The sequence below is a fragment of the Halobacteriovorax sp. GFR8 genome, from assembly GCF_050955245.1.
Lineage (GTDB): Bacteria > Bdellovibrionota > Bacteriovoracia > Bacteriovoracales > Bacteriovoracaceae > Halobacteriovorax_A.
Map to the genome: position 1 here is coordinate 507,630 of NZ_JBPBLR010000002.1, position 25,364 is coordinate 532,993.

27 protein-coding genes are annotated in these 25,364 nt (G+C 37.4%); 23 read left to right on the forward strand and 4 right to left on the reverse strand.

The annotated features are described in order from the left end of the window. Nucleotides 1–69 precede the first annotated feature (69 nt). From xseA to ACRXC1_RS02915, 6 genes are all read left to right on the forward strand, one after another. Entirely contained in the window at nt 70–1,371 is a 1,302-nt protein-coding gene (gene xseA, locus ACRXC1_RS02890; RefSeq protein WP_433656360.1) for an exodeoxyribonuclease VII large subunit, read from the forward strand. Beyond that, the gene (locus ACRXC1_RS02895; RefSeq protein ID WP_433656362.1) at nt 1,368–2,804 is read left to right on the forward strand and encodes a histidine kinase dimerization/phospho-acceptor domain-containing protein; all 1,437 of its coding nucleotides are present in this window, start codon (nt 1,368–1,370) and stop codon (nt 2,802–2,804) included. The genes xseA and ACRXC1_RS02895 overlap by 4 nt, the downstream gene beginning before the upstream one ends. Before the next feature lie 526 nt (nt 2,805–3,330). Next, nucleotides 3,331–3,528, forward strand: a complete 198-nt coding sequence (locus tag ACRXC1_RS02900) for a hypothetical protein (protein ID WP_433656364.1) — start codon at nt 3,331–3,333, stop codon at nt 3,526–3,528. Nucleotides 3,529–3,530: 2 nt separating this feature from the next. Next, nucleotides 3,531–4,328, forward strand: coding sequence for a hypothetical protein (locus ACRXC1_RS02905; RefSeq protein ID WP_433656366.1), 798 nt, complete (start codon nt 3,531–3,533; stop codon nt 4,326–4,328). After that, nucleotides 4,288–4,761 carry a hypothetical protein gene (locus ACRXC1_RS02910; protein WP_433656368.1) on the forward strand — a complete coding sequence of 158 codons (474 nt, stop codon included), beginning with the start codon at nt 4,288–4,290 and terminating at the stop codon, nt 4,759–4,761. The genes ACRXC1_RS02905 and ACRXC1_RS02910 overlap by 41 nt, the downstream gene beginning before the upstream one ends. A gap of 160 nt (nt 4,762–4,921) precedes the next feature. Further along, on the forward strand, nt 4,922–5,530 hold the full coding sequence (locus ACRXC1_RS02915) for a hypothetical protein (protein ID WP_433656370.1): 609 nt from the start codon (nt 4,922–4,924) through the stop codon (nt 5,528–5,530). Between the two features lie 24 nt (nt 5,531–5,554). Here ACRXC1_RS02915 and ACRXC1_RS02920 read toward each other — a convergent pair whose 3' ends face one another. From ACRXC1_RS02920 to ACRXC1_RS02930, 3 genes are all read right to left on the reverse strand, one after another. Next, entirely contained in the window at nt 5,555–6,883 is a 1,329-nt protein-coding gene (locus ACRXC1_RS02920; RefSeq protein WP_433656372.1) for a 3'-5' exonuclease, read from the reverse strand. Between the two features lie 97 nt (nt 6,884–6,980). Continuing rightward, on the reverse strand, nt 6,981–7,805 hold the full coding sequence (locus tag ACRXC1_RS02925) for a purine-nucleoside phosphorylase (protein ID WP_393061571.1): 825 nt from the start codon (nt 7,803–7,805) through the stop codon (nt 6,981–6,983). An 8-nt stretch (nt 7,806–7,813) separates the two neighbouring features. Next, nucleotides 7,814–9,133 carry a thymidine phosphorylase gene (locus tag ACRXC1_RS02930; protein WP_433656374.1) on the reverse strand — a complete coding sequence of 440 codons (1,320 nt, stop codon included), beginning with the start codon at nt 9,131–9,133 and terminating at the stop codon, nt 7,814–7,816. Between the two features lie 161 nt (nt 9,134–9,294). Here ACRXC1_RS02930 and ACRXC1_RS02935 point away from each other — a divergent pair, with 161 nt between their 5' ends. From ACRXC1_RS02935 to ACRXC1_RS02995, 13 genes are all read left to right on the forward strand, one after another. After that, on the forward strand, nt 9,295–9,690 hold the full coding sequence (locus ACRXC1_RS02935; protein ID WP_392912262.1) for a hypothetical protein: 396 nt from the start codon (nt 9,295–9,297) through the stop codon (nt 9,688–9,690). Between the two features lie 86 nt (nt 9,691–9,776). Continuing rightward, nucleotides 9,777–10,991: a NupC/NupG family nucleoside CNT transporter gene (locus ACRXC1_RS02940; protein WP_392912264.1), complete on the forward strand. Its 1,215-nt coding sequence runs from the start codon at nt 9,777–9,779 to the stop codon at nt 10,989–10,991. A gap of 181 nt (nt 10,992–11,172) precedes the next feature. Further along, entirely contained in the window at nt 11,173–12,744 is a 1,572-nt protein-coding gene (locus tag ACRXC1_RS02945; protein ID WP_021266295.1) for an Rne/Rng family ribonuclease, read from the forward strand. Nucleotides 12,745–12,793: 49 nt separating this feature from the next. Then, entirely contained in the window at nt 12,794–13,405 is a 612-nt protein-coding gene (locus ACRXC1_RS02950; protein ID WP_392912267.1) for an LON peptidase substrate-binding domain-containing protein, read from the forward strand. 321 nt (nt 13,406–13,726) lie between these two features. Beyond that, complete coding sequence (rpsR, locus tag ACRXC1_RS02955) at nt 13,727–14,344, forward strand: 30S ribosomal protein S18 (protein WP_433656378.1); 618 nt, start codon at nt 13,727–13,729, stop codon at nt 14,342–14,344. Between the two features lie 41 nt (nt 14,345–14,385). Next, a complete protein-coding gene (locus tag ACRXC1_RS02960; protein WP_392912269.1) occupies nt 14,386–15,396 on the forward strand; it encodes a DUF2232 domain-containing protein in 1,011 nt (336 codons plus the stop codon). Between the two features lies 1 nt (nt 15,397). After that, the gene (rplI, locus tag ACRXC1_RS02965) at nt 15,398–16,012 is read left to right on the forward strand and encodes a 50S ribosomal protein L9 (protein ID WP_392912271.1); all 615 of its coding nucleotides are present in this window, start codon (nt 15,398–15,400) and stop codon (nt 16,010–16,012) included. A 72-nt stretch (nt 16,013–16,084) separates the two neighbouring features. Next, nucleotides 16,085–17,446 (forward strand): replicative DNA helicase, encoded by a 1,362-nt coding sequence (gene dnaB, locus ACRXC1_RS02970; RefSeq protein WP_392912273.1) that lies wholly within the window; start codon nt 16,085–16,087, stop codon nt 17,444–17,446. Further along, nucleotides 17,421–18,581: a chorismate-binding protein gene (locus ACRXC1_RS02975; RefSeq protein WP_433656381.1), complete on the forward strand. Its 1,161-nt coding sequence runs from the start codon at nt 17,421–17,423 to the stop codon at nt 18,579–18,581. The genes dnaB and ACRXC1_RS02975 overlap by 26 nt, the downstream gene beginning before the upstream one ends. Before the next feature lie 132 nt (nt 18,582–18,713). Next, nucleotides 18,714–18,947, forward strand: coding sequence for a hypothetical protein (locus tag ACRXC1_RS02980; RefSeq protein WP_433656382.1), 234 nt, complete (start codon nt 18,714–18,716; stop codon nt 18,945–18,947). A 235-nt stretch (nt 18,948–19,182) separates the two neighbouring features. Then, nucleotides 19,183–19,950 (forward strand): motility protein A, encoded by a 768-nt coding sequence (locus ACRXC1_RS02985; protein ID WP_103216391.1) that lies wholly within the window; start codon nt 19,183–19,185, stop codon nt 19,948–19,950. Nucleotides 19,951–20,014: 64 nt separating this feature from the next. Next, nucleotides 20,015–20,860 carry a flagellar motor protein MotB gene (locus ACRXC1_RS02990; protein ID WP_392912277.1) on the forward strand — a complete coding sequence of 282 codons (846 nt, stop codon included), beginning with the start codon at nt 20,015–20,017 and terminating at the stop codon, nt 20,858–20,860. Next, nucleotides 20,835–21,749: a pseudouridine synthase gene (locus tag ACRXC1_RS02995; RefSeq protein ID WP_433656385.1), complete on the forward strand. Its 915-nt coding sequence runs from the start codon at nt 20,835–20,837 to the stop codon at nt 21,747–21,749. Before ACRXC1_RS02990 ends, ACRXC1_RS02995 begins: the two co-directional genes overlap by 26 nt. Here the strand turns inward: ACRXC1_RS02995 and ACRXC1_RS03000 are convergent. After that, nucleotides 21,699–22,196, reverse strand: a complete 498-nt coding sequence (locus ACRXC1_RS03000; protein WP_392857171.1) for a hypothetical protein — start codon at nt 22,194–22,196, stop codon at nt 21,699–21,701. The two genes, ACRXC1_RS02995 and ACRXC1_RS03000, sit on opposite strands and share 51 nt — an antisense overlap. A 90-nt stretch (nt 22,197–22,286) precedes the next feature. Here ACRXC1_RS03000 and ACRXC1_RS03005 point away from each other — a divergent pair, with 90 nt between their 5' ends. The 4 genes from ACRXC1_RS03005 to ACRXC1_RS03020 are packed head-to-tail and all read left to right on the forward strand — an operon-like array spanning nt 22,287 to nt 25,197. Further along, nucleotides 22,287–23,072, forward strand: a complete 786-nt coding sequence (locus ACRXC1_RS03005) for a WYL domain-containing protein (RefSeq protein WP_433656388.1) — start codon at nt 22,287–22,289, stop codon at nt 23,070–23,072. Nucleotides 23,073–23,083: 11 nt separating this feature from the next. After that, nucleotides 23,084–23,695, forward strand: coding sequence for a septation protein IspZ (locus ACRXC1_RS03010; protein ID WP_433656390.1), 612 nt, complete (start codon nt 23,084–23,086; stop codon nt 23,693–23,695). After that, entirely contained in the window at nt 23,688–24,434 is a 747-nt protein-coding gene (locus ACRXC1_RS03015) for a protein kinase domain-containing protein (RefSeq protein ID WP_393061575.1), read from the forward strand. The genes ACRXC1_RS03010 and ACRXC1_RS03015 overlap by 8 nt, the downstream gene beginning before the upstream one ends. Next, nucleotides 24,424–25,197: a PP2C family protein-serine/threonine phosphatase gene (locus tag ACRXC1_RS03020; protein ID WP_392912288.1), complete on the forward strand. Its 774-nt coding sequence runs from the start codon at nt 24,424–24,426 to the stop codon at nt 25,195–25,197. Before ACRXC1_RS03015 ends, ACRXC1_RS03020 begins: the two co-directional genes overlap by 11 nt. The last annotated feature ends 167 nt before the right edge of the window (nt 25,198–25,364 follow it).

Genomic DNA, 25,364 nt, shown 5'->3' on the forward strand with positions numbered 1-25,364 from the left:
TAGTTGAAATCACAGTGGGATGACGCTCTTTGTCTTCCCACTTTGTCCCTTTTTTAACATCATAAAGGGATGAATAATAAAGTCCCATCAGTCTCACAACTCGTTAATCACATAAAGAAAAATCTCGAGTCTAATTACCAAAATATTAGTGTAACAGGAGAGGTTTCAAACCTTAGCTCCTCTGGTGCTGGACATTGGTATTTCTCACTTGGTGATGGTAATGCACTTATGCAAATGGCCCTCTTTAAAATGGATGCCATGAGAAATCCGATAATCAAAAATATTCGAGCAGGAGACAAGGTCATTGTCTCTGGCTCCGTTTCTGTTTACCCAACTCGAGGAACGTTTCAATTAATTGTGAAACGAATCGTTCCAGCAGGTAAGGGTGATCTTCAGGAGCAATTTGAATTACTAAAGAAGAAGCTACAGGCCGAAGGTCTTTTTGATATGAGTTCAAAACAGCCGATTCCGACAATGCCAAAACGCATTGGTGTTATTACGGCAAAGGGGGCCGCGGCCCTGCAAGACTTTTTAAATGTATCTCAAAGACGATCTGAATATCACCAAGTTCTTCTTTCACCGGCCCTGGTTCAAGGAGTTAATGCTCCAGCTTCAATCCGTAAGGCCCTTGAGAAACTCATTGCATATCACTTGAAGGCAAAGGAAGAAGGGCGCACGAAAGATATGTTAGATGTTATCGTTCTCACTCGTGGTGGTGGCTCGATGGAAGACCTTTGGGCGTTTAATGATGAGGCCCTGGCCTGGGATATCTACAATTGTCCAATTCCAACCATTAGTGCCGTTGGACACCAGGTCGACTTCACGATTTCTGATTATGTGGCCGATCTTAGAATGGAGACACCTTCTGCAGCAGCTGAAGTACTAACTCAAAAATTTATGGCGTTAGATTCTGATATGAATCGCATTCGTAAGGATTTAAAAGGTGCCATGAATATGGAGCTTCGTCGCCGCTATGATATCCTTTCTGAAACGTCACCGAAAAGTTTCCTGATTGCTCTTAAATCGAAAATTTCAGATTATAAACATGAGTTAGAAAAACTAAATCTTATAAAGAGAAAAGAACAGATCCTTTCTCTCTATGAATATACATTTGAGCTTGATCGTCTAAGCCGTGATCTTGTGAAAGCTATCCAAAATAAAATTGTGAATTATAAAAATAAGAATATGGAATTTGAGAAGATCCTAGGGGCCTTAAATCCAAAAAATGTTCTGACTCGTGGTTATGCCTACACGCAAATTGGTGACAAGGTCATTAGTTCTGCTAAAGACATGGCAAAGCTTGAAAATGTCGATGTTGATATTCACTACGCTGATGGTAAGGTGACTCTTCACAAGGGAGCTCGCTCGTGAGTGCATCACTTGGGTTTCAAGATAGTGAAGTAAATTCACCGAAGCAGAATTTTTACTATCACTCAAATATTGAAATTGATGAAGAACTAGAGCGCAATTTAAATTACTCTGGATTTAGTTCTAGTGACTATGAATTCGATTTCTCAATTGAATCAAGTATCCCTCTGATTGTTAAATTGGAGGGCCATATTATTGAGATTGAGACGATTGAAAATCTTAAAGAGCTTCTGCACTTTAAAAGAGAGCTTGCAAGAGTTTTTAAGCTAAACTCAAGTATGGCCAGTGCTAATCTCGATGAGATGGAAGTTGCAGGTCTTTATCTTGAGAAGGTATACCAAGACAACGACGACAATTTCATTCCAGAACTTTTTAAAATCTCAGAAATTAAAAATGAATTCAATATTAAGGTAATCGAAAAGGCCGATTCACATCTTTACCCTGTTAAAGAAGACTACTGCTTTGAAGATACAGCTTCTTACTATCTACTTACGGTAAAAGGGGAGAAGGAAGAGGCCCAGAAGGCAGCCCTGGCCATTGCCAATGTTATCCAACTAATTAATGCAAATGAAGAAGAGCTCTCAAGTGAACAACTTGGAGTGACAGATTTAATTAACAAGCTAACTTATCCAGTTGTTATCATAAGTGACGACGGAATCGTTCACTATCACAATGACCACTTTCTAAAGCTTGGAATCACACCAAATAATCTTATCAAAAATCTTGAGTCCGGTTGGATTGATATTGATGATCAAAAATATAAAATCCTCTCAAGTACGACTTCAAATCTAAGAACGATTTGTCTTGTAAAGCAGGAATTCAATTATACCAAGTCTCACTCTGAACTTGGTATTATCACAAGCTCCATTGCCCACGAACTTAATAATCCTCTTGCTGGAATTCTTGCGGCCATTAACATGCTTGAGCTTGAAGAGTGGGAAGAGGACGATTTAACAATTCTAAATGAAATGAAGGCGTCAGCAAATCGTTGTAAAAGTCTTATCAATACTTTCCTTGGTTTTGCCAAGGTCAATGATCAGCTAAGTCGTCAAAGTACATTTGAGAGTATCCTTCAACAGGCAATCTCTCTACTGAGCAATCGAAAAATTGAATCGGGGATTTCGATTCAAACAAATATTTCAAATGATCTCAAAGAACATGCCATTAGTGGTGCGAGTCTTCCAATCATTCTCTACTTAATCCTAAGTGAAATGATGACTCTAAAGAATCATGAACTCTTAATTGATGCTAGCTCTAACTCGATCGATTGTAACTTCTATCGTAGTGAACACGACATCATTCTTACGGTGAAGAATCTCAATATCGAAGGACAAAAGAGTAAGATTTTAAACCGCTTAATCATCCACTTACTTGCTCTTGAAAATTCACGGGTTGAAATTCATGGGCAGGATATTGTGATTTATAATCTGGTCTGATTAAATAAACGCTTCCGGATAATTATACTTATTCGTATTCATCTCAAGGCTAATGGGAAAGCCTCCGCATAAAAAGGACGACATTTTCACGAAGTGAAAATGAGAAACAAATACCTCTCGTTCAACCGACTCACATTCATTCCAATCAACTTTTCTCATTTTGTTGGCAATTTTTTTGAGAAAAGTTCTTGTGTCTGGAATCTCTTTCTTTAGAAAATCTTTATTTTGGCACTGCTAAACACGATGAACTCGGACTCAATGTAATCTGTGTGAAAATAAGTAATATTTAGTTTAATTTTATCCGATAATCATTTCATAAATTTGATGTGTGAGGGAAGGATTCAAGATTTGATCCAGGTTCTTTACCTTTATGTAAGGTCAACGAAAAAGCACCTGGATACAAAGTTCGCAAAGGTTTTATATTCCTATTTCGTTAAATAACTCTGATTACAGAAGATATCTCGATAAAGTTGTACGAAACTTACAACTTATCTTTAAAAATCAAGAGGATCATAATTTTATTAGAATGCTTATCCAAGAAAATAAGGATGTATATAGCTGTATTCAAAAATTAGAGGATCCAAATATCTATAAGAGTATGATCGATAAGCATTTGCATACATTGAACTATAACTCAAAGAAAAGACTAGAGTTCTACTATACAATTAAATACATCTATCAAGAAGATTATGAAAATGGGAGTTTTGATTGTGAAGGAGTATAAAATTGAAATTTAAAGAAGTTGTTAAAGCTATGTTGGCGTGGTTTTCGCTGCCATTTATCTTAGCGCACATTAAGTATTTTATCCCATTGATTACCGCTATACCGTTTCTTTTTGGAATGGCATTAATATGGTTTACTAATGAGTATCGACGTACATATGACATAGATTATGAAGACAGAAGTGAGACGCTTGCTGGTATAGATGCAAATGGCAATGGGATGAGGGATGATCTAGAGCGCTTTGGAGAAGAAGCATACAAAGATTGGGACCCTCTCGTTCTTAAAGCATATTATAATTGGCTCAAAAACTTATACGTTGTGATGGAGAATAAAGCACATGTCGATAATGATAAAAAAATTGATTATATAAATTCTCGATCTTGTTGGCTTTTACTGCAAAGGAAGAAGAAGATCACCAATAGTTTTGTAGATACTTCTATAAAAAAGATCCACTCACAGGTGTTTAAGCTAAGTTTTAATACAGCTCAGAGAAAAAGCATTTTGGATGAAAATTGGTTCCTTTATCAAACTTCTATATCCTCTCAGGATATCATTAATTTAAAATACGCTTGTGTTGATCTTAATCTTAGTAAATATGAAATGTTTCTATTACAAAAAAGAAGTTTGACAGATGTTAATGGTGAAATACGAATTGAAAAAAACCTATCTACAAAGTTCTTTAATGAAAAGCCTAGGCTTTATGAAAATAATATAGATTTTGATTACTATAAAGATAAGATACTATCAAGAGGAGAGGTTTATGAGGACTTTTACAATAACCTTAATAATATTGTTAAGTAAAGTATGGGCTGAATCTGAATATACCTGTTATCCAAAGAATAATATTCATATTTACTATGTTAACGGAATAAATACGGATAAAGAATCGTACAAGGAAAATTGGAGTGCATTAAAGATTGTTAATGATGAGTATAAAAATACAAATCCTCCATATAACAATTTTATATTATACAGTGATGAAAATGGATATTTCAATCAGACAGAGGGAATTGAAAAAGACTTATTGGAGGCTTTATTACAAAAGATAGATCTCTTTTTTGATTTGCCATTTGAAGGAAGTATTGAAGATGAAAGGAAAGTGGCAGAAGATACAAGATTTGATCCAGGTACTTTACCTTTACGTAAGGTCAACGAAAAAGCACCTGGATACAAAGTTGCTGGACACCCTGACTTAAAGGAAGAGATGCTTAATAAAGTCTATTTTAACAATTAGAAAAATGTATTAATGGAGGACTGTTTTGCATAGATTTATGTTTTTTTCAAAATCAATATTGATGATTTTAATCTTATTATTCTCTTCTCCTTCGTATTCTAGAAGTGTTAAGCAGCCATTTTCCTGGGATGTATTAATATTAAAGCTTAGAAGAGTTTTTATGAATTGTGGTAACCCCGTAGTAATTGATAATCGAAAATTACGCAGTGGATGTGAAAAGGAATATCTTAAAAACTTTGATCTAGATACTTATAAGAAGTTTACACTATCGATATCTGGTAGGGATATTCTCATTTTTAATTATGAAGGATTAAAAGATTTTAATGGTGAACTAATACATTATCGCTATATGAATAACGATATTGTTAGAGTGTTTAGAAGTGTTTATCCGTTAGAAATTTATGAATACTGTAATTATAAGAAATTGAATTGTGAGAAACTTGAAATCGAAAATAGATATCCAAAGCTAACTGATGAAAAGATCGAAAAGTTATTAAATAATGAGAAGTATATAGCGATACCAACAAAATACTATTCAACTTCTGAAGACAGTGTTGTCTTTTCTTTTTTTAGAAATGATTTAGGCTATTATGATTTTAAATATGTAAAATTTAATAAGGAAAATAAGGCCAAAAAATTTGAAGTCATCTTCTCTAGTCAGGACAAGTTTGAAATTATCAAATATTGTTTAAAGAAAGAAAACAAAGATACCTGTAAAAAGATAGAAGCTCTTAGGCCATATATTCAAAAGTTTGAGTCATATATTTAAACTAGTTTCAAGTGTTACTGCTGATTAAATAAACGCTTCCGGATAATTATACTTATTCGGATTGGTCTCAATGAATTTATCAAGTTGCGTAAAGAAGAAGTCCTTATTCTTTAGGGCAAAAGAATCCTTAAAGATCATAAGCTCGCGCTCTTCGCGTAGGTTCTTTGCCATATAAAGATTAACAAGCTCTTGTAGCATTTCAGGGAAATGAATCTCTTTAAGCTTTTGCGCTTTCTTGCGATTAGACTTCGAGTTGATATATTGAATTAGCTTCTTGTCGTGACCAGGGTAGCGAAAGATTAATCCTTGTCTAATTCCTAGGGCGCCAAGAGGGTAGATCGTAAATTGTTCTGGCACAAGGTGATTCATAAGAACAAAGTCAGCTTGCTTGATTTTTTGAAGCTCTTCTTTGTACTCGGCCTTTAGTTCTTCTTTCGTACCGTCTCCAATCAAATTTTGACGAAGCATTGTGATGGCCTCTTCTTGATCGGCTTCATCCATTTTATTAAATGAATGATTAAAGCGAATAAGGGCCTCAAGAATTGGGCCACTAAGTTTTATGGAAATAGTTTGCCACTCAAGATTTTTAATACGCTCGCTAATGAATTGAATTTCATTTTCTTTATTCGTGCACGGGAAAGAGAATAGGATGATTCCGTTTTGTCCTTTTACTGTAATAACAAAAGGAGCAAAAATCTTTTTCATCTTTACTACAATCTCATCGTGCTCACTTGTGTCTTTTTTAAAGTTACAAAGATCAAGCTCGTAGCGATTTTTTGGGTAGTAAAGGTGATTGATCTTCTTAATGTCTTTTTCAATAAAGATATTGAGATAGTTTAAGAAGAGTTGCGCCGTCGCGATAGCATCATCAAGGGCACGGTGTGCCTTTTGGTGAGAGATATTAAAAATACGCGACATATAGTTTAGATTCGAGTTCATAAGAGTTGGAATAAGATACTTTGTCATAAGGTTTGTACATAGGCCCTTATTCTCAAGTTGCTTTCTTCCAAGTCTTTCTAGAACTGAATTTAAAAATGGAATATCAAATGAAGAGTTGTGAGCGATAAGCACTCGGTCACCAATAAACTCTAGAACTTCATCAATAACGGCATCAATTGTTGGTGCGTCTTCAACTTCATCTTGTGTAATAGAAGTTAGCTTTTGAATAAAGTCTGGGATTTTTCTTTCTGGATTAATAAGAAAGCTTTTCTTCGCTCCTACTTCCAGGTTATCAATTTGGACGAGGCCAATTTCAATGATTTTATCTTTTTTCTGGTTTCCACCAGTTGTCTCTAAATCGAAGACGCAGAAGCTCATGTCTGCTAGCATTTTCTTTGAAGAATGTGTTTCCATCAATAATCCATGAAAGCCGAGTATTCACTCGTGGTTAGGTATTGAATAGATTATAGCAAAGATCTCCCCACCGAGGTAGGGAGAAAATATGATTTTTTTATTTGATATTTGAGATAACTTCTTCAAGAAGCTCTAGGAACTTCTTCATAACACGTGCGGCCTCGTGCTTAATATCATCGTGATTTAGTTTAGTATTCTCAATTCCTGCGGCCATATTTGTCACACAAGAGATACCAAGAACATCAAGTCCCATGTGGTTTGCAGCAATACACTCTTGTACTGTCGACATTCCAACAAGGTCTCCACCGAAGTTACGATACATGCGAATTTCAGCAGGAGTTTCATAAGTTGGCCCCATAACACCAACGTAAACACCTTCTTTAAGATCATATGAAATATTCTTTGCTGAAGCATAAGCGATCTCTTGAAGAGCAGGTGACCATGCATATGTCATATCTGGAAAACGAGTTCCTAGCTCTTCAATATTTTCACCAACAAGACAATTTTCGCCTGTTAGGTTTAGGTGATCCTTAATTAGAACAAGTGAGCCTGAGCTGTAATCAAGATTAATTCCACCAGCAGCATTTGTGATGATTAGATTTTTAATTCCAAGTGTTTTTAAAACGCGAACCGGAAAAACTACTTCATCAAGAGAGTGGCCTTCATAGCGGTGGATACGCCCTTGCATAACTGCAACAACTTTTCCTCCAAGTTCACCCATAACAAGTTGACCTTTGTGGCCAATAACCTTTGTCTTTTTAAAACCTGGAATTTCTTCGTATGGAATTTCAACTCTGTTTTCTAAAAGGTTAGCAAATTCACCAAGTCCTGAACCTAGGATAACTCCAATATCAGGTGTCTTGTCATACTTGCTTTGAATATAGCTCTTTGATTCTTCTAGTCTTTTAAAAATTGCGTGCATACGTACCTCTAGATTTCTTTCACTTCAAAGATTAACTTGCTTGCTTTAGGCTTTGCAGTTGTCACTTTAATATCTTTCTTTAAGTCAGCAAGAATAGCTTCAACTTGTTTCTTCTGGTTTTTATTGTGATAGATTTCAACAAGCGCTTCACCTTTAGAAACCTTGTCACCAACTTTCTTATTAAGAACAAAACCAACACCGAAGTCAATCTTGTCAGTTGCTTTGGCACGTCCACCACCAAGGCTAACACAGTGAAGTCCCATATTCTTACAAGCGATAGCTGAAACATAACCATTCTTAGTTGCGCTAAATACGGTCTTCTCTTTTGCTAGTGGTAGGCGAGAGTAGTCATCACAAACTTTCTCATCTCCGCCTTGAACCTTAATAAGGTTTTTGAAAACCTTAAGTGCTTTTCCATTATCGATGACAGCTTGAGCTTTCTTTTCACCCTCTTTAAGTGAGTCCGCTTTACCTGCAATATAGATCATGGCACCAGCAAGCTTAACACTGATATCAGTTAGGTCTTTTGGGCCATTTCCTTTTAGTGTTTCAATTGATTCAATAATCTCAAGTGAGTTACCAATATACTGACCAAGTGGTTGGTTCATATCTGTAATCATTGTGATCATACGCTTATCAAAGCGCTTTGCTGTATCACGAAGACTCTTTGCTAGTGCTTTTGCATCCTTGATATTATCCATGAATGCACCGTCACCAACTTTAATATCCATAACGATTCCATTAGCACCTTCTGCTAATTTCTTACTCATGATTGAAGCTGTAATTAATGGGATTGATTCAACTGTTCCCGTAACATCTCTTAGGCCGTAGATAATCTTGTCAGCAGGAGCGATGTCCTTTGTTTGACCGATAAGTACGATTTTTTCTTTATTAAGTTGTTTCTTGAATTGTTCGAGAGTTAGTTCAGTTTTAAATCCTTTAATCGATTCAACTTTATCAACTGTGCCACCAGTGTGGCCTAGACCACGTCCGGCCATCATTGGAACCTTTACTCCGCATGCCGTTGCGATTGGTCCAAGAATGAACGATGCTTTGTCTCCAACACCACCAGTTGAGTGCTTGTCGATCACGTTCACACCTGAGAATTTTAGCGTCTTTCCAGAGTAGAGCATGGCATCTGTTAGAGCGGCCGTCTCTTTTACACTCATCCCATTTAAGTAGATGGCCATAAGAAGTGCAGACATTTGATAATCGGCTACATCACCATTTGTAATTCCATTAATGAACCACTTAATCTCTTCATCTGTTAATTTTTTACCATCTCTTTTTTTTGAGATGATCTGATATGCGCTAAAATTTTCCGACATAGTATTCCTTTTAAAAATTTAATTCCCTAATAATTCCTGTGCATTTATTGCATCAAATTACTTATGCGTATAGAATAGTAAAAGGGTCATTATAGACACGGCCATTAGAGGTGGCAATGATGAAACTTAATGCGTAGCGCAGGGATTTTAAGGTTTTAGAAATGTTCAAAAAAATTATCATTATATGTTTAGCTCTTACATTTTCATTCTCTTCAGTAGCACAAACAAATTTTAAGGAAGAAGGATTACGTGACTTAACAACAGTTGCAGGCCTTGGACTTGGTGGAGCAATTCTTGGACTCTCGACACTATCATTTGTTGAGGAGCCAAAAGATCACCTTAAAAATATCCTTGTTGGTGCTGCACTAGGGATCGTTGTTGGTGTTGGTGTTGTGGCCTATAACCAAGCGGCAAAGTCTCAGGCAACAATTCGCCAAACTGGATTCCGCGACTTTGATACGACTAGTCGTTTAAATTGGCATGCGTCAAATACGGCACAAGATATCAAAGAGTTTAATGCTGTAAATCCAAAAGTTGGTTGGTCGTTTAACTTCTAATTATTCTTTTTTATTGTCCATTTATGCTCAAACCTATACTCTAAAGCTGTTTTTAGAATTAATTTAATTTAGTTATAGGGTATTCCATGGAAAGAGTTATTTCGGCATTTGGTTTAATCGTTATGGTTGGTGTTGCTTTTGCACTATCAAATAACCGTAAGAAAATTAATTGGCGCTTAATTCTATCCGGGCTTGCTCTTCAGATCTTCTTTGGCTTAATTATTCTTAAAACAGATGCAGGACAAAATTTCTTTGAAGGTGCTCGTGGCTTCTTTACTGCAATCCTAAACTTTACGAATGAAGGCTCTGAATTCTTATTTGGGCCTCTGACTAATGTTCCAAAAACTGGATTCATCTTCTTTGTTATGGTTCTTCCAACAATTATTTTCATGTCGTCTTTAATGAGTGTTCTATACCACCTCGGTGTTATGCAATTAGTTATTAAGGCATTTGCAAAAGTAATGTCTGTTGTGATGGGAACCTCGGGAGCTGAATCTCTTGCGGCCGCGGCCAATATTTTCGCTGGCCAAACAGAAGCTCCTCTTGTTGTTAAGCCACTTATTTCAAAAATGACTGAGTCTGAACTTATGGCCCTAATGACTGGTGGGATGGCAACTGTTGCAGGTGGTGTACTTGCTTCATACGTTGGCTTCGGAATTGATGCCGCTCACTTACTTTCTGCATCGGTAATGTCTGCTCCGGCAGCACTTGTGTGTGCCAAACTTATGATCCCAGAGACACAAGAGTCTCTGACTAAAGGTGATTTAAAATTAGAATTAAATGATACTAGTGTTAACTTTATTGATGCCGCTGCCAATGGTGCTAGTGAAGGTGTAAAGCTTGCTATTAATGTTGGTGCAATGCTTGTTGCGATTATCGCACTTGTTGCCATGATTAATGGTGGTCTTGCCTTAGTTACAGGTTGGTTTGGTTTTGAGGGAATTACTCTTGAGCTAATCATGGGGAAATTATTTGCTCCTTTTGCTTGGTTATTAGGTGTTGAGTGGAAAGATGCTCAAATTGTAGGAACACTTCTTGGTAAGAAGTTAGTACTAAACGAGTTCGTTGCTTACTTAGACCTAAGAGAAAATATGGGTAATATATCAGAACGCTCGGCCATTATCTCTACTTACGCCCTTTGTGGTTTTGCTAACTTCTCATCAATTGGGATTCAAATTGGTGGAATCGGTGGGATCGCTGAGAATCGTAAGCATGACCTTGCAAGACTTGGGATTCGCTCTCTAATCGCAGGGACACTTGCTTGTTTTATGACAGCATGTATTGCGGGTATATTTATTTAATACCGTCTTCGTCTAATTCTAAATTAATTGAGTAGGGTAACGCGGAATATTATATCTTCTAGCGTAAAACCTTGCTCACACGTACAATTATTAGTAGGTTAAAGTCTTTGGCTTGAGCGATGCTCGCCGACTTGCCTCGCGCTTTTATTTCGTATTTCGATTTAGTTTAAAAGGAATATATATGTCTAAAGATTTGATTATTAACAAAACAGTTAACGAGTGGCGTGCTGTTTTGATGGAGAATGGTGAAATTCTCGATTTCCTTATGGAGAGAACGAAACCAACTGCAACGCCACACCCACGCCTTGGAAATATCTACCGCGGAAAAGTCTTAAGAGTATTACCTGGAATGCAGTCAGCATTCGTTGACATTGGTTACTCAAAAGCAGCTTTCCTCTATGTAGACGATGCCTATCTTCCAACTCTTGATGAGCAAAGAGAGATGGCCAAAAAGGCCGAGGTTATTAAGAAAGAAAAGAAAGAAAATGGCCTCGTGATTCCTGACGAATTAGCAACTCTATCTGAATCAATGGATATGAAGATGCGTCCAGAATCAGCAACAATCGAATCATTCCTAAAAGAAGGGGATGAGATCATTGTTCAGGTTGCCAAAGAGCCGATCTCAACAAAAGGGCCACGTGTTACTCGTCATGTGACAATCCCAGGTCGCTATGTTGTTTATATGCCATTTATTGAGCACACTGGTGTTTCTCGTCGTATCGAAAATGAAGAAGAACGTGATCGTCTAAAAGAGATGCTTGAGACAATTCGTCCAGAAGGTAAGGGTGTTATTGCTCGTACTGTTGCTGAAGGAAGCTCATACAAAACTCTTAAGTCTGACTACGATATGCTGACAAAGATTTGGAAAGAGGTGCAAAAGAAATCTGAAAAAGAGAAAGCACCGGCCCTTTGTTATGAAGACTTAACTTTTATTCAACGAGTTTTAAGAGATATTACAGATGAAGACGTTGATAATATTATTATCGACGATAAAGACGGTGTAAAAGAAGTCGAGAAATTTGCAACAAAGTATCTTCCTCAAATTAAAGGGAAGGCAAAATTCTTTGATGAAACAAATCCGATCTTTGAAAAATTTAATGTTGATATCGAAATTGAAAGAGGACTAAGTAACAAAGTTTATCTTCGTTCAGGTGGTTCTCTAAATATCGACCAAACAGAGGCCCTGGTTTCAATTGACGTTAACACGGGAAAATTTGTAGGACGAAAAACATTAGAAGAAACTATTCTTCGCACAAACCTTGAAGCAGTTAAAGAGATCGCTTACCAACTAAGACTTAGAAACTGTGGTGGGATTATCATTATCGACTTTATCGATATGGAAAAAGTTGAAAACCGCGAAGCTGTTTATAACTCACTTGTGGACGCTCTTAAAAAAGATCGTTCAAAAACAAAAGTACTTCCAATCTCTGAGCTTGGCCTTGTTGAGATGACTCGAAAGAGAACTCGTGACACACTAACTCGTATTATGTGTGAGCCTTGTCCATATTGTGAAGGAAATGGAATTGTAAAAACAGTAAATACGATTTGCTATGAGATTGTCCGTGAGCTTGGTAAGAAAATTCGCAACAATCCAGAATCGAAGAAGATATCAATTTATGCCCACCCTGAGGTGACAGCATCTCTTTGTGGTGAAGAGCTTGATATCATCGAAACGATGGAAGAAGTCTTTAGCGTTAATCTTCAGATTCGCTCGGAGAACTCTTACCACGTTGAACAATACGAAATTTTTTAGCCGTGTGGGTGCTTATGGCACCCATACTTGCTTTTAGGGTTTAACTGATATGAGAGCACTTCTATTCCCATTACATAAAGTTTCATATCAGGCGATCTTAAAGAAGCCCCTCAATATTTTTGAACCGCGCTATATTCATATGATTCACGAAGCAGAGCAGACTAACACTCCTGTTGCTTTGGCCTATGCGACTTTGCAAGATGCTGATGACGAAGCTGATACGATTGCCATCAATCACGAAAAATACCATGCAGTGAAGCGCATGGTGGGGCTTGGCCGCGTTCAAATTTTACAAAAGTCAAAAGACGGCACCATGCTTGTTGTGCTTGAGCCACTTTTTAAGGGACTCATTATGGATGTCTATAATGAAGATCTACCTTACAATACCATTGAAGTTGATCCCATTACTGAATTCTTAACGGTGATGCCAGAGCATATGATCTCTCTGCAAAGACTTGGCCTGCTCTTTCGCCACTGGGCAAAGTCATTCTTTAAGAATCAAGTAGAGTACGATGCCCTGATGGAGGCAACTCAAGACCCCGTCGTTTTAGTTGGCGCCATCACTGAATTTGTTGTGACTTCTCCCGATCTTAAGCAGGGGATTCTTGAAATTGATGATATCAACGCCAAAATCGATGTCCTTCTTGAATGGCTCGACTAGTGGTACGCACCACCTAATCGAGAATTCAGTAGCTTAGTAATCCTGCACGACAAAAAATTGAAAAAAATTCGCATATTTAGGCTATTTTGACTTGAGTTGGGGGATATTATTCCTATAGTGACTACATAACCTATTGAAATTATGCTTTATTCATTCAGAAGTTCTTACCCAACTATTTGTAATCACGTAAAGGTGGCGCGTACCCGAACTTCCTTTACACAAAGCACAGTTACTGATAGATTAGCACCACATTTGACCGTTAATTTACTCGCTTCCCTGTGGTGGGGAGGCCAATAATAACTATTGTCCAGGAGATAAAGTATGATTTATGAGTTAGCATTAGTAGCTCACGCGGGCGCAACAGAAGATCAGCAAACAGCTCTTAAGAACCTAGTAGCTGAAGTTGCAAAAAATTACGAAGGTGAAGTCCTTTTAACTGATGATTGGGGAATGAGATCATTTGCTCAAACTGCCAAAAACGGTTCTAAAACAGGTAACTACATCTATTTCATCGTTTCAGGAAACAAAGACCTGAATACAGAACTTCAAAGACGTTTCAAAATCAACGAAGACGTTCACAAGTACCTTATCATTAAATTAGCTGATAACAACGAAGCTGCTGAAGCAGTTGTTAAAGGTTACAAAACTCCATTCTCAAAAGCTCACCCAGGTTCACAAACTGATGAACTAGAAAAAGGTGCAGAAAAAGATAAGAGAAGATTTGCTAAGAGAAAGAACTGTTGGTTCAAAGCAAACAACATCACTGCAGACTGGAAAGATCCAAAGACTTATAACTGGCTAATCAACGAGTTTGGTAAGATCCAACCATCAAGAGTTACTGGTGTTTCAACTAAGCACCACAGATGGGCACAATCTGCAATTAAGAGAGCAAGAAATATTGGTCTAGTTTCTCACGTTAGAGGTGACTTCGCTCACTAAGAGTGTTGAGAACTTAGTCTTAAGGGAATTAGAAAAAGATAATGAACGATAAGAAACCAAACACATTTACACTTATCTCAAAAGATAACTTCACAATAGGGAAGTTGCTTTTCTTATGTGTCGTGAGTTTGATCTTAAGCGTTGCTTATCCACTAGGTGTATTTTCACCGCTTCCAGTGGCATTCGCTTTCTTGATCTATGGAAACTTAAAGACGCTTGTGACTTTCGGTGTAACGATTGTTCTCTGCTTTATTGCTGCTCAATCGAGCGACTCTTTCTTAATCCTTGCTAACTCGGCGTATGTTTTATTCTACGCTGTTATCATTGGTTACTTAAGTGCTGCGACTATTTTGCGCAATGAAGATCCTGTAAAAGGATTATTAAAAAGAGGACTCATCTTACTACTCGTAATCTTCGGAATCATGGGGACGATTGAAGTGATTTTTCCTTCAACAATCTCAACGACGATTACAACTTCAGTAAATGAAGGTTTGTCACAATTAAAGAATTCGCCAGATTATAAAGAACTGATTGCTCGCGGTGGAGAAGTCGCAGCAACTTATCAAAGTGTTTTCGAGAACCCTGATGATATCATTAAAAGAATCTATCAGTGGGGATTCGCAGTTATCTTTGTAAGTACATTCTTTATTCTATGGCTAACGGTTTTCATGCTTTTAAGAAATGCAAAGTTATGGAAAATGCTTCATGGCTATAAATATGGATTAAAGCACTTTGTGCGCTTTCAAGTGCCTGAGTACTTTGCCCTTATCGTAGTTGTTGGGCTAGCTCTCTTCTTAGGTGGAGAGTATATCGGTGGTGAGATTATTGAGGTTATTGGCCTTAATATCTTACTTTGCTTAGGAATATTCTATTTCTTTCAAGGAATGGGTGTTTACTTAGACTTCTTAAAATATATTAAGGTGACTGGGTTTGTTCGCTCAATTCTTGCGATTATGACTATTTTCTTTGCTCATCGTTTTATTGCGATTGTTGGCCTTTTAGATTATTGGGTCAACTTTAGAAGATTTTTTAAAAATAATAAGGAGATATAAAATGAAAGTTATTCTTAAAGAAACTGTAAAGTCTCTTGGTAACGTTGGTGAGATCGTTAACGTTTCAGCTGGTTATGCAAGAAACTTCCTAATACCAAATGGTTCTGCAGTTCTTGCTGATGAATCAAACACAGCTCAAGTTAAGCACTTTGAAAAACTACTTGCTAAGCAAGTTGCTGCTGATAAAGCAGAAGCAACAAAAGTTGCTGGTACAATCAATGGTTTAAACATTGAACTAATCAAAAGAGTTGGTACTAACGGTAAACTATTTGGTTCTGTTACTACTCACGAGCTTTCTCTAGAACTAGGTAAACTAGGTCACAACGTAGAAAGAAGACACCTTCTTCTTGAAAACCCAATCCGTGCGGTTGGTAGCTACGATGTTAAAGCTAAGATCTTCAATGGTGTTGAAGCTGCTTTTACAGTAACTGTAAAAATGGATCCAAAACAAGAAGAAGAAAACAAGAAAAAAGCAGAAGAGTTAGCTGCAATGAAAGCTGCTCAAGATCTTCTTGCTAAAGAGCAAGCAGAAGCTGCTGCTTCAGGTGACACTTCTGGTGAAATGACTGAAGAAGAAAAGTTAAAAATGGAAGCGAATAGAATTCTAAGAAGCTAATTTTTTTCTTATATTAAAGAGGGGAGGCCTTGAGCCTCCCTTTTTATTTCTAATCATATTATGGGGCAGAATATGGTTGATCAAAACAACACAAACAACGCAAGAACACTTCCAAACGATACTCTTTCAGAGAAATCTCTACTTTCGTGTTTAATTCTCGATAGTATGTCTTTCGATGAAATTTCTGACTTAAAGTTAGAAGGAAAGGATTTTTATAATCCGAAGTATGGAATTGTATTCGATGCCATTAAAGACATGGTTCATTCGAATAATCCTGTTGATTACGTAACAATTTGTTCATACCTTTCGGATCACAATCGCCTGGAAGAAATCGGTGGTCAAAACTTTATTCTCGATATTACTGAAGATCAGGTATCGAGTGCCAACCTTCGCCACTATGCGAAGACTGTTAAAGATAAAGCGTCTCTTAGAGACCTCGTTCGCCAAGCTAGAAAAGTAGCGGACAAAGGTGCAACTTTCTCAGGAAATGCACAAGACTTCATTCAGGAAGTAGAATCAATCTTCTTTGGTCTTACAAACGAGGCCAAGCAAGGAAGTATGGTTAAGCTTAATGAATGTCTAAAAGAAAATATTAAAGAAATTGAAGATACATCTCGCATCGCTGGTGAGATTCATGGTGTACCAACTGGTTATGGTGCCCTTGATAAATTATTACTTGGTATGCAACCTGGTCAGCTGATTATTCTTGCTGCTCGTCCGGCCATGGGGAAGACTGCTCTTGCTCTTAACGTTGCACAAAACGCATGTGAGTTCTCAAAACTTCCTGTCGCACTTTTCTCTCTGGAGATGATGGCCAAGGAACTTTCAATGAGACTTCTAACTCAACGTGCGAAGATCGATTCAAAAAGAATTCGTACAAAAGAGTTCCTCGAAACAGATTTAAGAAAAATTGGGCAGGGGATTCAGCAGCTTGCTGATATGCCAATCTATATCAATGATAATGCCGGGACAAACCTTCTTGATATTCAGTCAGCTTGTCGTAAGATCAAGGCTTCAGAAGGCCTAGGCTTAGTTGTTATCGACTACCTTCAGCTAATGAGTTCACATAATAAGATGCTTCCTCGTGAACAGCAGATTGCTGAAATCTCAAGGGGCCTAAAGAATATGGCCAAAGAACTTGAGTGTCCGGTTATTGCACTTTCACAGCTTAACCGTGGGGTTGAGTCTCGTCCGAATAAGCGTCCAATGACTTCAGACCTTCGTGAATCTGGTTCAATTGAGCAGGATGCCGATATTATCATGTTCGTATATCGTGATGAGTACTATAACCCAGACACAAAAGATCAAGGGATTGCAGAAGTTATCGTTGGTAAAAACCGTGGTGGTGAAGTTGGAACGGCCAAGCTAACATTCGTTGGTGCGCACACAAGTTTCGAAAATATCGCTTATGCACAAGACGATGGAAGAAGTTAAGCAATCTGCTTACGCAATCTTTAAGCATAAAGAAGGCTTCTTAAAACTTGAGAGGCCTTCAAAATACCTTCATATAACAAATAAGAAAATTTATGACCGCTTAAATGAAACTGAACAGGAGTTTTCTGTTGCTGTTTTAAAAGAGTTATTAGGCCACAGCTGGCATGTGCAATCACTTCACTATGAATTAGGCCACTATTTCTTATTAGAGGCCCCGTCTTTCGAAAATGAAGTTAGTCTTGCAACTCTTATTAATTTTGAAAATAAAAGCTTTATAAGGCCAATTGAAGGCTTTAGAAAACCAACGGCAAGTATTGAAAAGATTATAAGTGAAGATGAGTATGAGAAACTTTTTAAGATGACTTATGAGAACTTACTAGCTGGTAATTGTTATCAGCTAAATCTAACTTCACTTATCGAAGTCGTGATTTCAAGTACGGACGATCTTATTAATACTTTTCTAAGCAAAGAGCTTTTCTCTAAACTTGGTGAGTTTGCACATATTCTCAATTTTCCATTTGAGGATCGTCTTGTCATAAGTAACTCACCAGAGTGTCTCTATGAATTTGATCAAGCAGCAAAGAAGTTAATAACAAGGCCAATTAAGGGAACTGTAGCGCAAGAGCTAGGTGAGGATTTTCTCATTAATGATGCTAAGAACACTAGTGAACTCAATATCATTACCGATCTTTTAAGGCATGACCTATCGGCCATTGGCAAGAACTTCTCTAAAGTAGAGTCACTACGTGAATTCTTTCGTGTCCCTGGCCTTATTCATCAATACTCAAAAATCAGCGTCGAACTAGAAGAGTGTAATGCATTGGCGCTTGTCGCATCTCTTTTTCCAGGTGGAAGCATTACTGGTGCGCCCAAGAAAAGAGTCGTCGAATTGATTAAAAAGATTGAAACAAAAGACCGAGGGATTTACACAGGTTCTACCATTTTAAATTTTGACACAATCTCTAAAGCATCTATAAACATCCGTTCTTTAGATCTTGAACCATCTTCCAGACGCGCACTATATGGGGCCGGAGGAGGAATCACATTACTGAGTGACGCTCAGAGCGAATTTCAAGAACTAAAAGCCAAAGCTAATAGCTTTCTTAAGGTTTTCTTTAAGGATGTAAAAATCTAATAAATTCTTACATGTCATTTGATAGTTTTGACATTCAAATCTATCGCTAGATATGATTTTTTTGTGACAAAGTGAAGCAAAGGATTGCTCCAACATGGATCGTTGAAAATTTGTCACAGGAGAGGGAAGTCAATGGATATGACAAACAACACAACACAGACAACACAGAACAAAGATACTCACAACAAGGACGTTATGGTGCAATTAAATGATTTAGTTGAAATCTCAGGTGTACCAACTGATTTCATTAAGAAAGAGTTAATGCTTGATGATACTGTTTCAATGGATGAATTGAGATCAAAAATGCTTAAATTTCTCGACACAACTTTTCAAGAACATGGTGTCGATACTTTTAAAGTAAAATAGTCAGTTAATCTTTTGGAAACATAGGACTTGTTTCTCAATAATCTCCTTAATGCCCTTCTTACTTAAGCCTAGGTTTAGTAAGAGGGGCATTTTTTATTGCCCATACTGAACACCTTCAATCGGTAGAAATTTCCACAACTATGCAATTTAAAGTGCTTACTAAAAATTTATTAAGGTAGGCCGTCTCATTTCCGATACTTAGAATGAAATAGGAAAATTTTCATAGGAATGTTGTATGGATATAGCATCAGTCATAGGTTTAGTTTTAGCAGTCGGTGGAATCATGGGTTCCATTATGTCAGGTGGGGCAATTTCGATTTTTATCGATGTTCCTTCTGTACTCGTTGTTGGGCTAGGTCTAATCGGAGTTACTCTTTATCGTTGGCCAATGGAGGTTGTGAAAGGTCTTGTTGCAATTGCAATGAAATCAATCTTCTTCACTCCAGTGGATCCAAAAGATAAAATTAACAAAATTAAAGAACTAGCGGAGCTTGCCAGACGAGAATCAGTTTTTGCATTAGAGAAAGCAGAAATTGATGACCCGTTTATGAAAAAGGCGATGACTCTAGCTGCGGATAACAGACCTCCTGAAGTTATTGCTTCAATTCTACAAATGGATATTGATTCTATGGAGTCACGCCATAAAACTGGTGCTGATGTTTTTGATGGTGTTGCAGCCGATGGCCCAGCGATGGGAATGATCGGGACTCTGATTGGTCTGGTACAGATGCTTCAGAACCTTTCAGATCCTTCGGCGATTGGTCCTGCCATGGCCGTTGCCCTTTTAACAACGTTCTATGGTGCGATTATTGCCAACGTTTTTGCAGGGCCTGTTAAGAATAAAATTTCATATCGATCTCAAATGGAGCTTATGTCCATGAGTATCGTTGTTGCGGGAACACTTGGGATTGTTGCAGGTGAGAACCCACGTATGATTATTGAAAAACTTAATTCATTCCTTCCACCAAGTGAAAGATCTGCTTCGGACGAAGGCGAAGAATAAGTTTTAAACAAATTTTAAATGAGTATTTGAGGAATAAATACTAAGGGTAATCAAGGAGTAAGAAATGGCAGATGATAGTGCTGCAGTAGTTGATGATGGTGGAAACGCGAAGTGTCCTGAGTGTGTACCGGGCCTTCCCGGTTGGATGGCAACGTTCTCTGACCTTGTAACGCTTCTACTTACATTCTTCGTACTTCTTCTTTCTTTTGCAAAGACTGAGACGGCCAAATATGAAGCGGCCCTTGGTTCAATTCGCAATGCCTTTGGTGGTAACGTTCTTCAACAGGGTGAAGTCATTCAAAAAGGAAAGTCTCCTGATAACTTCCCGACAATGATGGAATCTCAAACTCCAATCAAACCTTTCCCAATTGAATTTTTAACAATGGAAGGGATTCTTGATAAACATGAAATAAATCGTGGCTCAGAAGAAGTTCTAAAAAATATGCGTCATGACTTAAAAGAGTTTAACTTAAGCGAGAACGTAACTGTTTATGAACAGGCCGAGGGGATCGTCGTTCGTGTTAATGACAAGATTTACTTCAAGCGAGGCTCTGTTGAAATTGAGTCGACGAAAATAGCTGTATCATCATATCAGCGTATGATTGATCTTCTTAAAAAGCGTAATTGGAAAGTCTTTGTTATGGGTTATGCCGCACGCGGTGAAGTATCAAATGATGGAAAGAGTGATGCTCTTGAGTTATCATCCGCCCGTGCCACTGCGGCCACAAAATCTCTTATTAGAAGAGGAATTAACCCAGAAAGAATCTCAACGGTATTCTATGGTGATACTCGTTTAACTGACCTTCCGGGACGATCTCAAATGGAGATTGATAACGAAAATCGTAAAGTTGAATTTATGATTAGAAAACGTGATCTTGAAGATAATGGCCACAAAGTTGAAGCACAATAAGAATTTTTGTAATCTCACTGAAAAAGATAGTTTGAAGGAGTTCCTTAAAGGGGAGCTCCATTTCTCTAATAAGGCAATTAAGACCTCTTATATTTCAAAGGTTATGCTGCAATCTCATCTCGCTCCAAAGAGTGAACTATACCTACCGAGAGATCTTTTAAATCGCTTTCACGTTAATCCTATTTATACAGGGCCGGCCATTGAAGTGATTCATGAAGACGATATTTTTATCGTCTTAAATAAGCCTCAAGGTATTCACGGTCACCCAATGGAGTATAGTGAAACTGATACTGTATTAAATTTTATGCGCTCGCATTTTAATCTACCAAGCCTTGGGAATTCTCGCTCTGATTATGAGAAGGGCCTTCTTTATCGCCTCGATCAATTAACGAGTGGTGTTCTTATCTATATTAAAGATGAGCTCATTCACGAAAATCTTAGAAACTCCTTCTCTCAAATTGCTAAGGAGAAAACCTATCTCGCTATTGTAAAAGGAAAGGTTAAAGAGGGGAAGGATTTAACTGATCGCCTTGTCTCAAGTGGCATCAAGGGTGAGAAGATGATCGTCAATGACATTGGAGTTGAAGCGACTTTAAAAGTTGAACCTATTTTCTATCAGGACAAAAAAGATCTCACACTTGTTAAGATCACTTTAAATGAAGGTCATCGCCATCAAATACGTGTTCAACTTTCTCACGCAGGCTTTCCAATTGTGGGAGACCCTCTTTATAACGATGATTATAGCGAGAAAGAAGATAAGCGATTGTATCTCCACGCCTTTCAATACTGCTTAGATGTAAATGGACACACAACTTGTTTTAAGGCCGAGAAGGCAGAGCTATTCTGCGACCTCTTGGACTTGGATAGTCTGATGGATGTGGCGAGCTAGGTTATTCTTATTTTTAAGTGTCTTTAACTTCACAACATACTTACCTTCAGAAAGAGATGAGAGAATCATCTTTGGATGAACAAGTTTGACTACAACCATCATTGTTCGCTCAAGACTTTCTTCCATAGCATAACGAGAAATTGAAATATAAGAATTGGCCAGGGCCTTGTACATTTCACGACGAAGGATCTCTTTGTCCGTTCCTTCAGGTACGATCTTTTCATCAACAGGAATTGTCACTTCTAGGTTATTTTTATTACACTCAATCTTCCAAGAAGGGTGCATATACTTATCAAGACGTACTTTTACAGAACGACACGATGTCGCTAACATGCGATCTGCACGCTTTTGGAAAGCGCCGTTTTCTCTTAATTGAAAGATAAAGATAATAAATATTAATATTCCGAACCCGAGTACTGGATTCCTAAGTAGTGATTTCAATACCATAGCAATATTATCGCACTAAATTTTATAAAAATCACTAAAGGAAATGATGGCCATATCCGATAAATATAGTAGGTTATTTAAGGAGCTGTAATGACGTTATTTTCGTCTATGGAAGATCAAAATTTTTGGAATATTTTATTTAATTTAGAAGAAATTAGAAAGCCAATCAGTTTGGTTTCATTCCTAAGAAAAAATCATATTAATCGCGATGAATTCTATATGTTTTATGAGAAGTCTCACTTCTATGGACTATCGATTGACCTTCGTCCCAAAGATAATGAATTTTTACTGATGCCACTTTCATGGCGTAGGGATTATGGCGATATCTTACTTGAGAATACATCACATCGTGAACTTATTAAGGATATTCAGGCCGCTTGTAAAGAGGGGCGTGTCTGTGAGTTTACATTCCTAGATCACTCTAAGAAGAAGGTTCGTCCGTGGAGAGTTGTTCTTTCCCAGAATCTTTATAAAGTCATTAGTGAAGATGTTGTGACAAAGAAATTAATCACAATTGATATGAACGAAGTCGATGATATTGAATTTCAGGATTTTGATTACGCTTCAATGTATTCAAGATTTGAAATTGAAGAGTATATTAATGCTCTAAGACATATTGATGGCAGTGATCAGCGTTTAGTATTAAAACTTAACTATGGATTCGAGTTAACTCCAATAAGTAATTTAATCTTTCTAGGTCATCCATACTCAACAACAAATCAGTATGGTGAAATCATTTGGGCCGCATCTGTCGAGAAGTCTCTTTATTTATTTGATTGGCTATATTCAATGCGCGACCAAATTGAAATTCTTGAACCGAGTTGTATAAAAGAAGAGTTTGAGGAGTTTTGCCAGAAAAGAAGAAATGCTGCATAATCCGACATGAGATGAAAAAGAATAACTTATTTCTAATATCGTTTCTCCCGGCACTTCTTTATTGGTACCTTGAAGAAACACAGACAGTGGAGATTGCCATTATTGGCGGTCTTTCGCTGGCAATTTTAGAAATCATTTTTGAAAAGATATTCTTTAAACACATTCACTCAATCTCTAAGTTGAATTTCATCATTATTTTAATTCTTGGGCCAATCTCCCTTATTGGCCATGATGGAGTTTGGTTTAAGTTACAGCCATTTTTTACGGGGCTCTTTCTTAGTGGGTTTCTTATTTTTAATCTCAAGCAGGGCAAGAGTCTTATGCTTACGATGATGGAAGATATGGAAAAGAAGGCCAATGTACCAGAAGAGATAATGACGAAAATCGAGTATCACTTGGCCTACTTTCTTCTATTCAATGGTATTTTTATGGGTTACTTGGCCATTTACGAAACAACTTCTCGTTGGGCCTTCTTTAAATCCATTGGATTCTATATTGTTTTTGCGGTCTTTTTAGTATTAGAAATTATTTTAATTAGACGTGAAGTAAAGAAGATTATGCTTGAGCAAATGCAGGCCCAAGCCGATATGATTCAAACACACCACGGAGGCCAAATTGACTAAGGCAAGCGATATTGTTGAGATTGAAGAGTTTGATATTTCTCCAGGAAGAACAATTGCAAATCGTTATGTGGTTCTTGAAAAACTTGGTTCTGGGTATGAAGGTGAGGTTTACCGCGTAAGGGAGAAACACACCAATATTGAAAGGGCCATAAAAATCTATTTCCCACAGAGAAATAAAAAATTTAAAGTGAGCACAAGATATGCCCTAAAGCTTGAAAAGCTCAGCCATAGTCCAATTGTAATGGACTGTATTTCTCATGAATTGGTTACTTTGAAAGGTCAAAAAGTTGCGTGCTTAACGTCTGAGTTTATCGAAGGAGAGATGTTGGGAGAGTTTATCCAAAAGCAAAAAGGTAAGCGCCTTGAAATCTTCTCTGCCATTCATCTCCTTTACTCTATCGTCGTTGGAGTCGAGTCTATTCATCTCGAAGGTGAGTATCACGGAGACCTTCACACCGAAAATATTATCATTCGTCGCTTTGGATTAGAGTTTGATTTAAAGATTATTGATCTTCATCACTGGGGAGATTCAAAAAAAGATAATCGCGACGAAGACATCATTAAAATAATCAGAATTTTCTATGATATCCTAGGAGGACAGAAGCATTACAAGAAGTTATCTCCTTCCATTAAATATATCATTTGTGGACTTAAGCGTGGGATGATCTTAAATCGTTTTAAGAATATTAGTATGCTTCGTTACCACTTAGAAACCATGGATTGGTCTGATGCCGTTTAAGAAAATAGTTTCCGATGTAGCGGAATTTGAACACGATATTTTTGACTTTGGTGATTATCGCATTGGCTACTTCATTGCCAAGCATAAGCTAAAAGAATCAGGTGATAATAACGAAGATGCTCTCTTTATTAGCGGAGAAGAGAAGTCCTTTGTTGTTGGTGTTTCTGATGGAGCTGGCGGACATCCTCGTGGACGAGACGCTGCCGTTGCCATCGTTGAGGCCATAGCAAATTATAAAGACGGTTGTAATTGTTTGGAGCTTATCGAAACCGCCAATCAGAATGTATCTGACCTTAAGGCCGGTGCAAGATCAACTCTTGCCTTTGCTCAAATTAAAGATGATATGGTTCGCTTCTACCATGTTGGGGATTCTGAAATTCTCTATTGGAATGCTCACGGAAATGAAATCTATACTTCCACTCCACACTCTGGAGTCGGCCATATGGTTAAGGCCGGGGTCCTCGGTCAGGAAGAATCACTTGCTCACCCCGAAAGAAATTATGTGAATAATCTCATGGGTGACGACGTCATTAAAATCGAATCAACGTCTGGGGCCAGCATCAAAAAGGGTCACACCATTCTCATTGGAAGTGATGGGCTTTTTGATAATATCCCTCACGACTCCCTTACTGAACTCATCGGACAAGGAATCTTTGACAAGTCATTTGAAAATCTTGCTGAGTTTTGCAAAATTCAAAACGAAGAGGCATGGCTTAAGTATGACGATATTTCTTTTATTGCGATTCGAAAGGTTAAGGCCTAGAAAGTAGGCACTTATTTTAATACATATAAATTTTTTAAAAAAACTACTCTTTAGGTTAGATTTAGACTTAAATCTTAAGTCCTCGTAAATTTTATTTACATTCTCCCTAGATTAAAATCTCAATATATTTTTTCCTACTCATGTTACTTTTATAATTAGGAGGAATG

Bases quoted from the DNA above. Each gene is read 5' to 3' on its own strand.
- ACRXC1_RS03020 (WP_392912288.1), top strand. From the start codon at position 24,424: ATGCCGTTTAAGAAAATAGTTTCCGATGTAGCGGAATTTGAACACGAT.
- rpsR (WP_433656378.1), top strand. From the start codon at position 13,727: ATGATTTATGAGTTAGCATTAGTAGCTCACGCGGGCGCAACAGAAGAT.
- dnaB (WP_392912273.1), top strand. From the start codon at position 16,085: ATGGTTGATCAAAACAACACAAACAACGCAAGAACACTTCCAAACGAT.
- ACRXC1_RS02900 (WP_433656364.1), top strand. From the start codon at position 3,331: ATGCTTATCCAAGAAAATAAGGATGTATATAGCTGTATTCAAAAATTA.
- ACRXC1_RS02930 (WP_433656374.1), bottom strand. From the start codon at position 9,133: ATGTCGGAAAATTTTAGCGCATATCAGATCATCTCAAAAAAAAGAGAT.
- ACRXC1_RS02920 (WP_433656372.1), bottom strand. From the start codon at position 6,883: ATGGAAACACATTCTTCAAAGAAAATGCTAGCAGACATGAGCTTCTGC.
- xseA (WP_433656360.1), top strand. From the start codon at position 70: ATGAATAATAAAGTCCCATCAGTCTCACAACTCGTTAATCACATAAAG.
- ACRXC1_RS02980 (WP_433656382.1), top strand. From the start codon at position 18,714: ATGGATATGACAAACAACACAACACAGACAACACAGAACAAAGATACT.
- ACRXC1_RS03000 (WP_392857171.1), bottom strand. From the start codon at position 22,196: ATGGTATTGAAATCACTACTTAGGAATCCAGTACTCGGGTTCGGAATA.
- ACRXC1_RS02995 (WP_433656385.1), top strand. From the start codon at position 20,835: ATGGCCACAAAGTTGAAGCACAATAAGAATTTTTGTAATCTCACTGAA.
- ACRXC1_RS02950 (WP_392912267.1), top strand. From the start codon at position 12,794: ATGAGAGCACTTCTATTCCCATTACATAAAGTTTCATATCAGGCGATC.
- ACRXC1_RS03010 (WP_433656390.1), top strand. From the start codon at position 23,084: ATGAAAAAGAATAACTTATTTCTAATATCGTTTCTCCCGGCACTTCTT.
- ACRXC1_RS02960 (WP_392912269.1), top strand. From the start codon at position 14,386: ATGAACGATAAGAAACCAAACACATTTACACTTATCTCAAAAGATAAC.
- ACRXC1_RS02925 (WP_393061571.1), bottom strand. From the start codon at position 7,805: ATGCACGCAATTTTTAAAAGACTAGAAGAATCAAAGAGCTATATTCAA.
- ACRXC1_RS02990 (WP_392912277.1), top strand. From the start codon at position 20,015: ATGGCAGATGATAGTGCTGCAGTAGTTGATGATGGTGGAAACGCGAAG.
- rplI (WP_392912271.1), top strand. From the start codon at position 15,398: ATGAAAGTTATTCTTAAAGAAACTGTAAAGTCTCTTGGTAACGTTGGT.
- ACRXC1_RS02945 (WP_021266295.1), top strand. From the start codon at position 11,173: ATGTCTAAAGATTTGATTATTAACAAAACAGTTAACGAGTGGCGTGCT.
- ACRXC1_RS02915 (WP_433656370.1), top strand. From the start codon at position 4,922: ATGAATTGTGGTAACCCCGTAGTAATTGATAATCGAAAATTACGCAGT.
- ACRXC1_RS02975 (WP_433656381.1), top strand. From the start codon at position 17,421: ATGCACAAGACGATGGAAGAAGTTAAGCAATCTGCTTACGCAATCTTT.
- ACRXC1_RS02985 (WP_103216391.1), top strand. From the start codon at position 19,183: ATGGATATAGCATCAGTCATAGGTTTAGTTTTAGCAGTCGGTGGAATC.
- ACRXC1_RS02940 (WP_392912264.1), top strand. From the start codon at position 9,777: ATGGAAAGAGTTATTTCGGCATTTGGTTTAATCGTTATGGTTGGTGTT.
- ACRXC1_RS02910 (WP_433656368.1), top strand. From the start codon at position 4,288: ATGAGGACTTTTACAATAACCTTAATAATATTGTTAAGTAAAGTATGG.
- ACRXC1_RS03005 (WP_433656388.1), top strand. From the start codon at position 22,287: ATGACGTTATTTTCGTCTATGGAAGATCAAAATTTTTGGAATATTTTA.
- ACRXC1_RS02935 (WP_392912262.1), top strand. From the start codon at position 9,295: ATGTTCAAAAAAATTATCATTATATGTTTAGCTCTTACATTTTCATTC.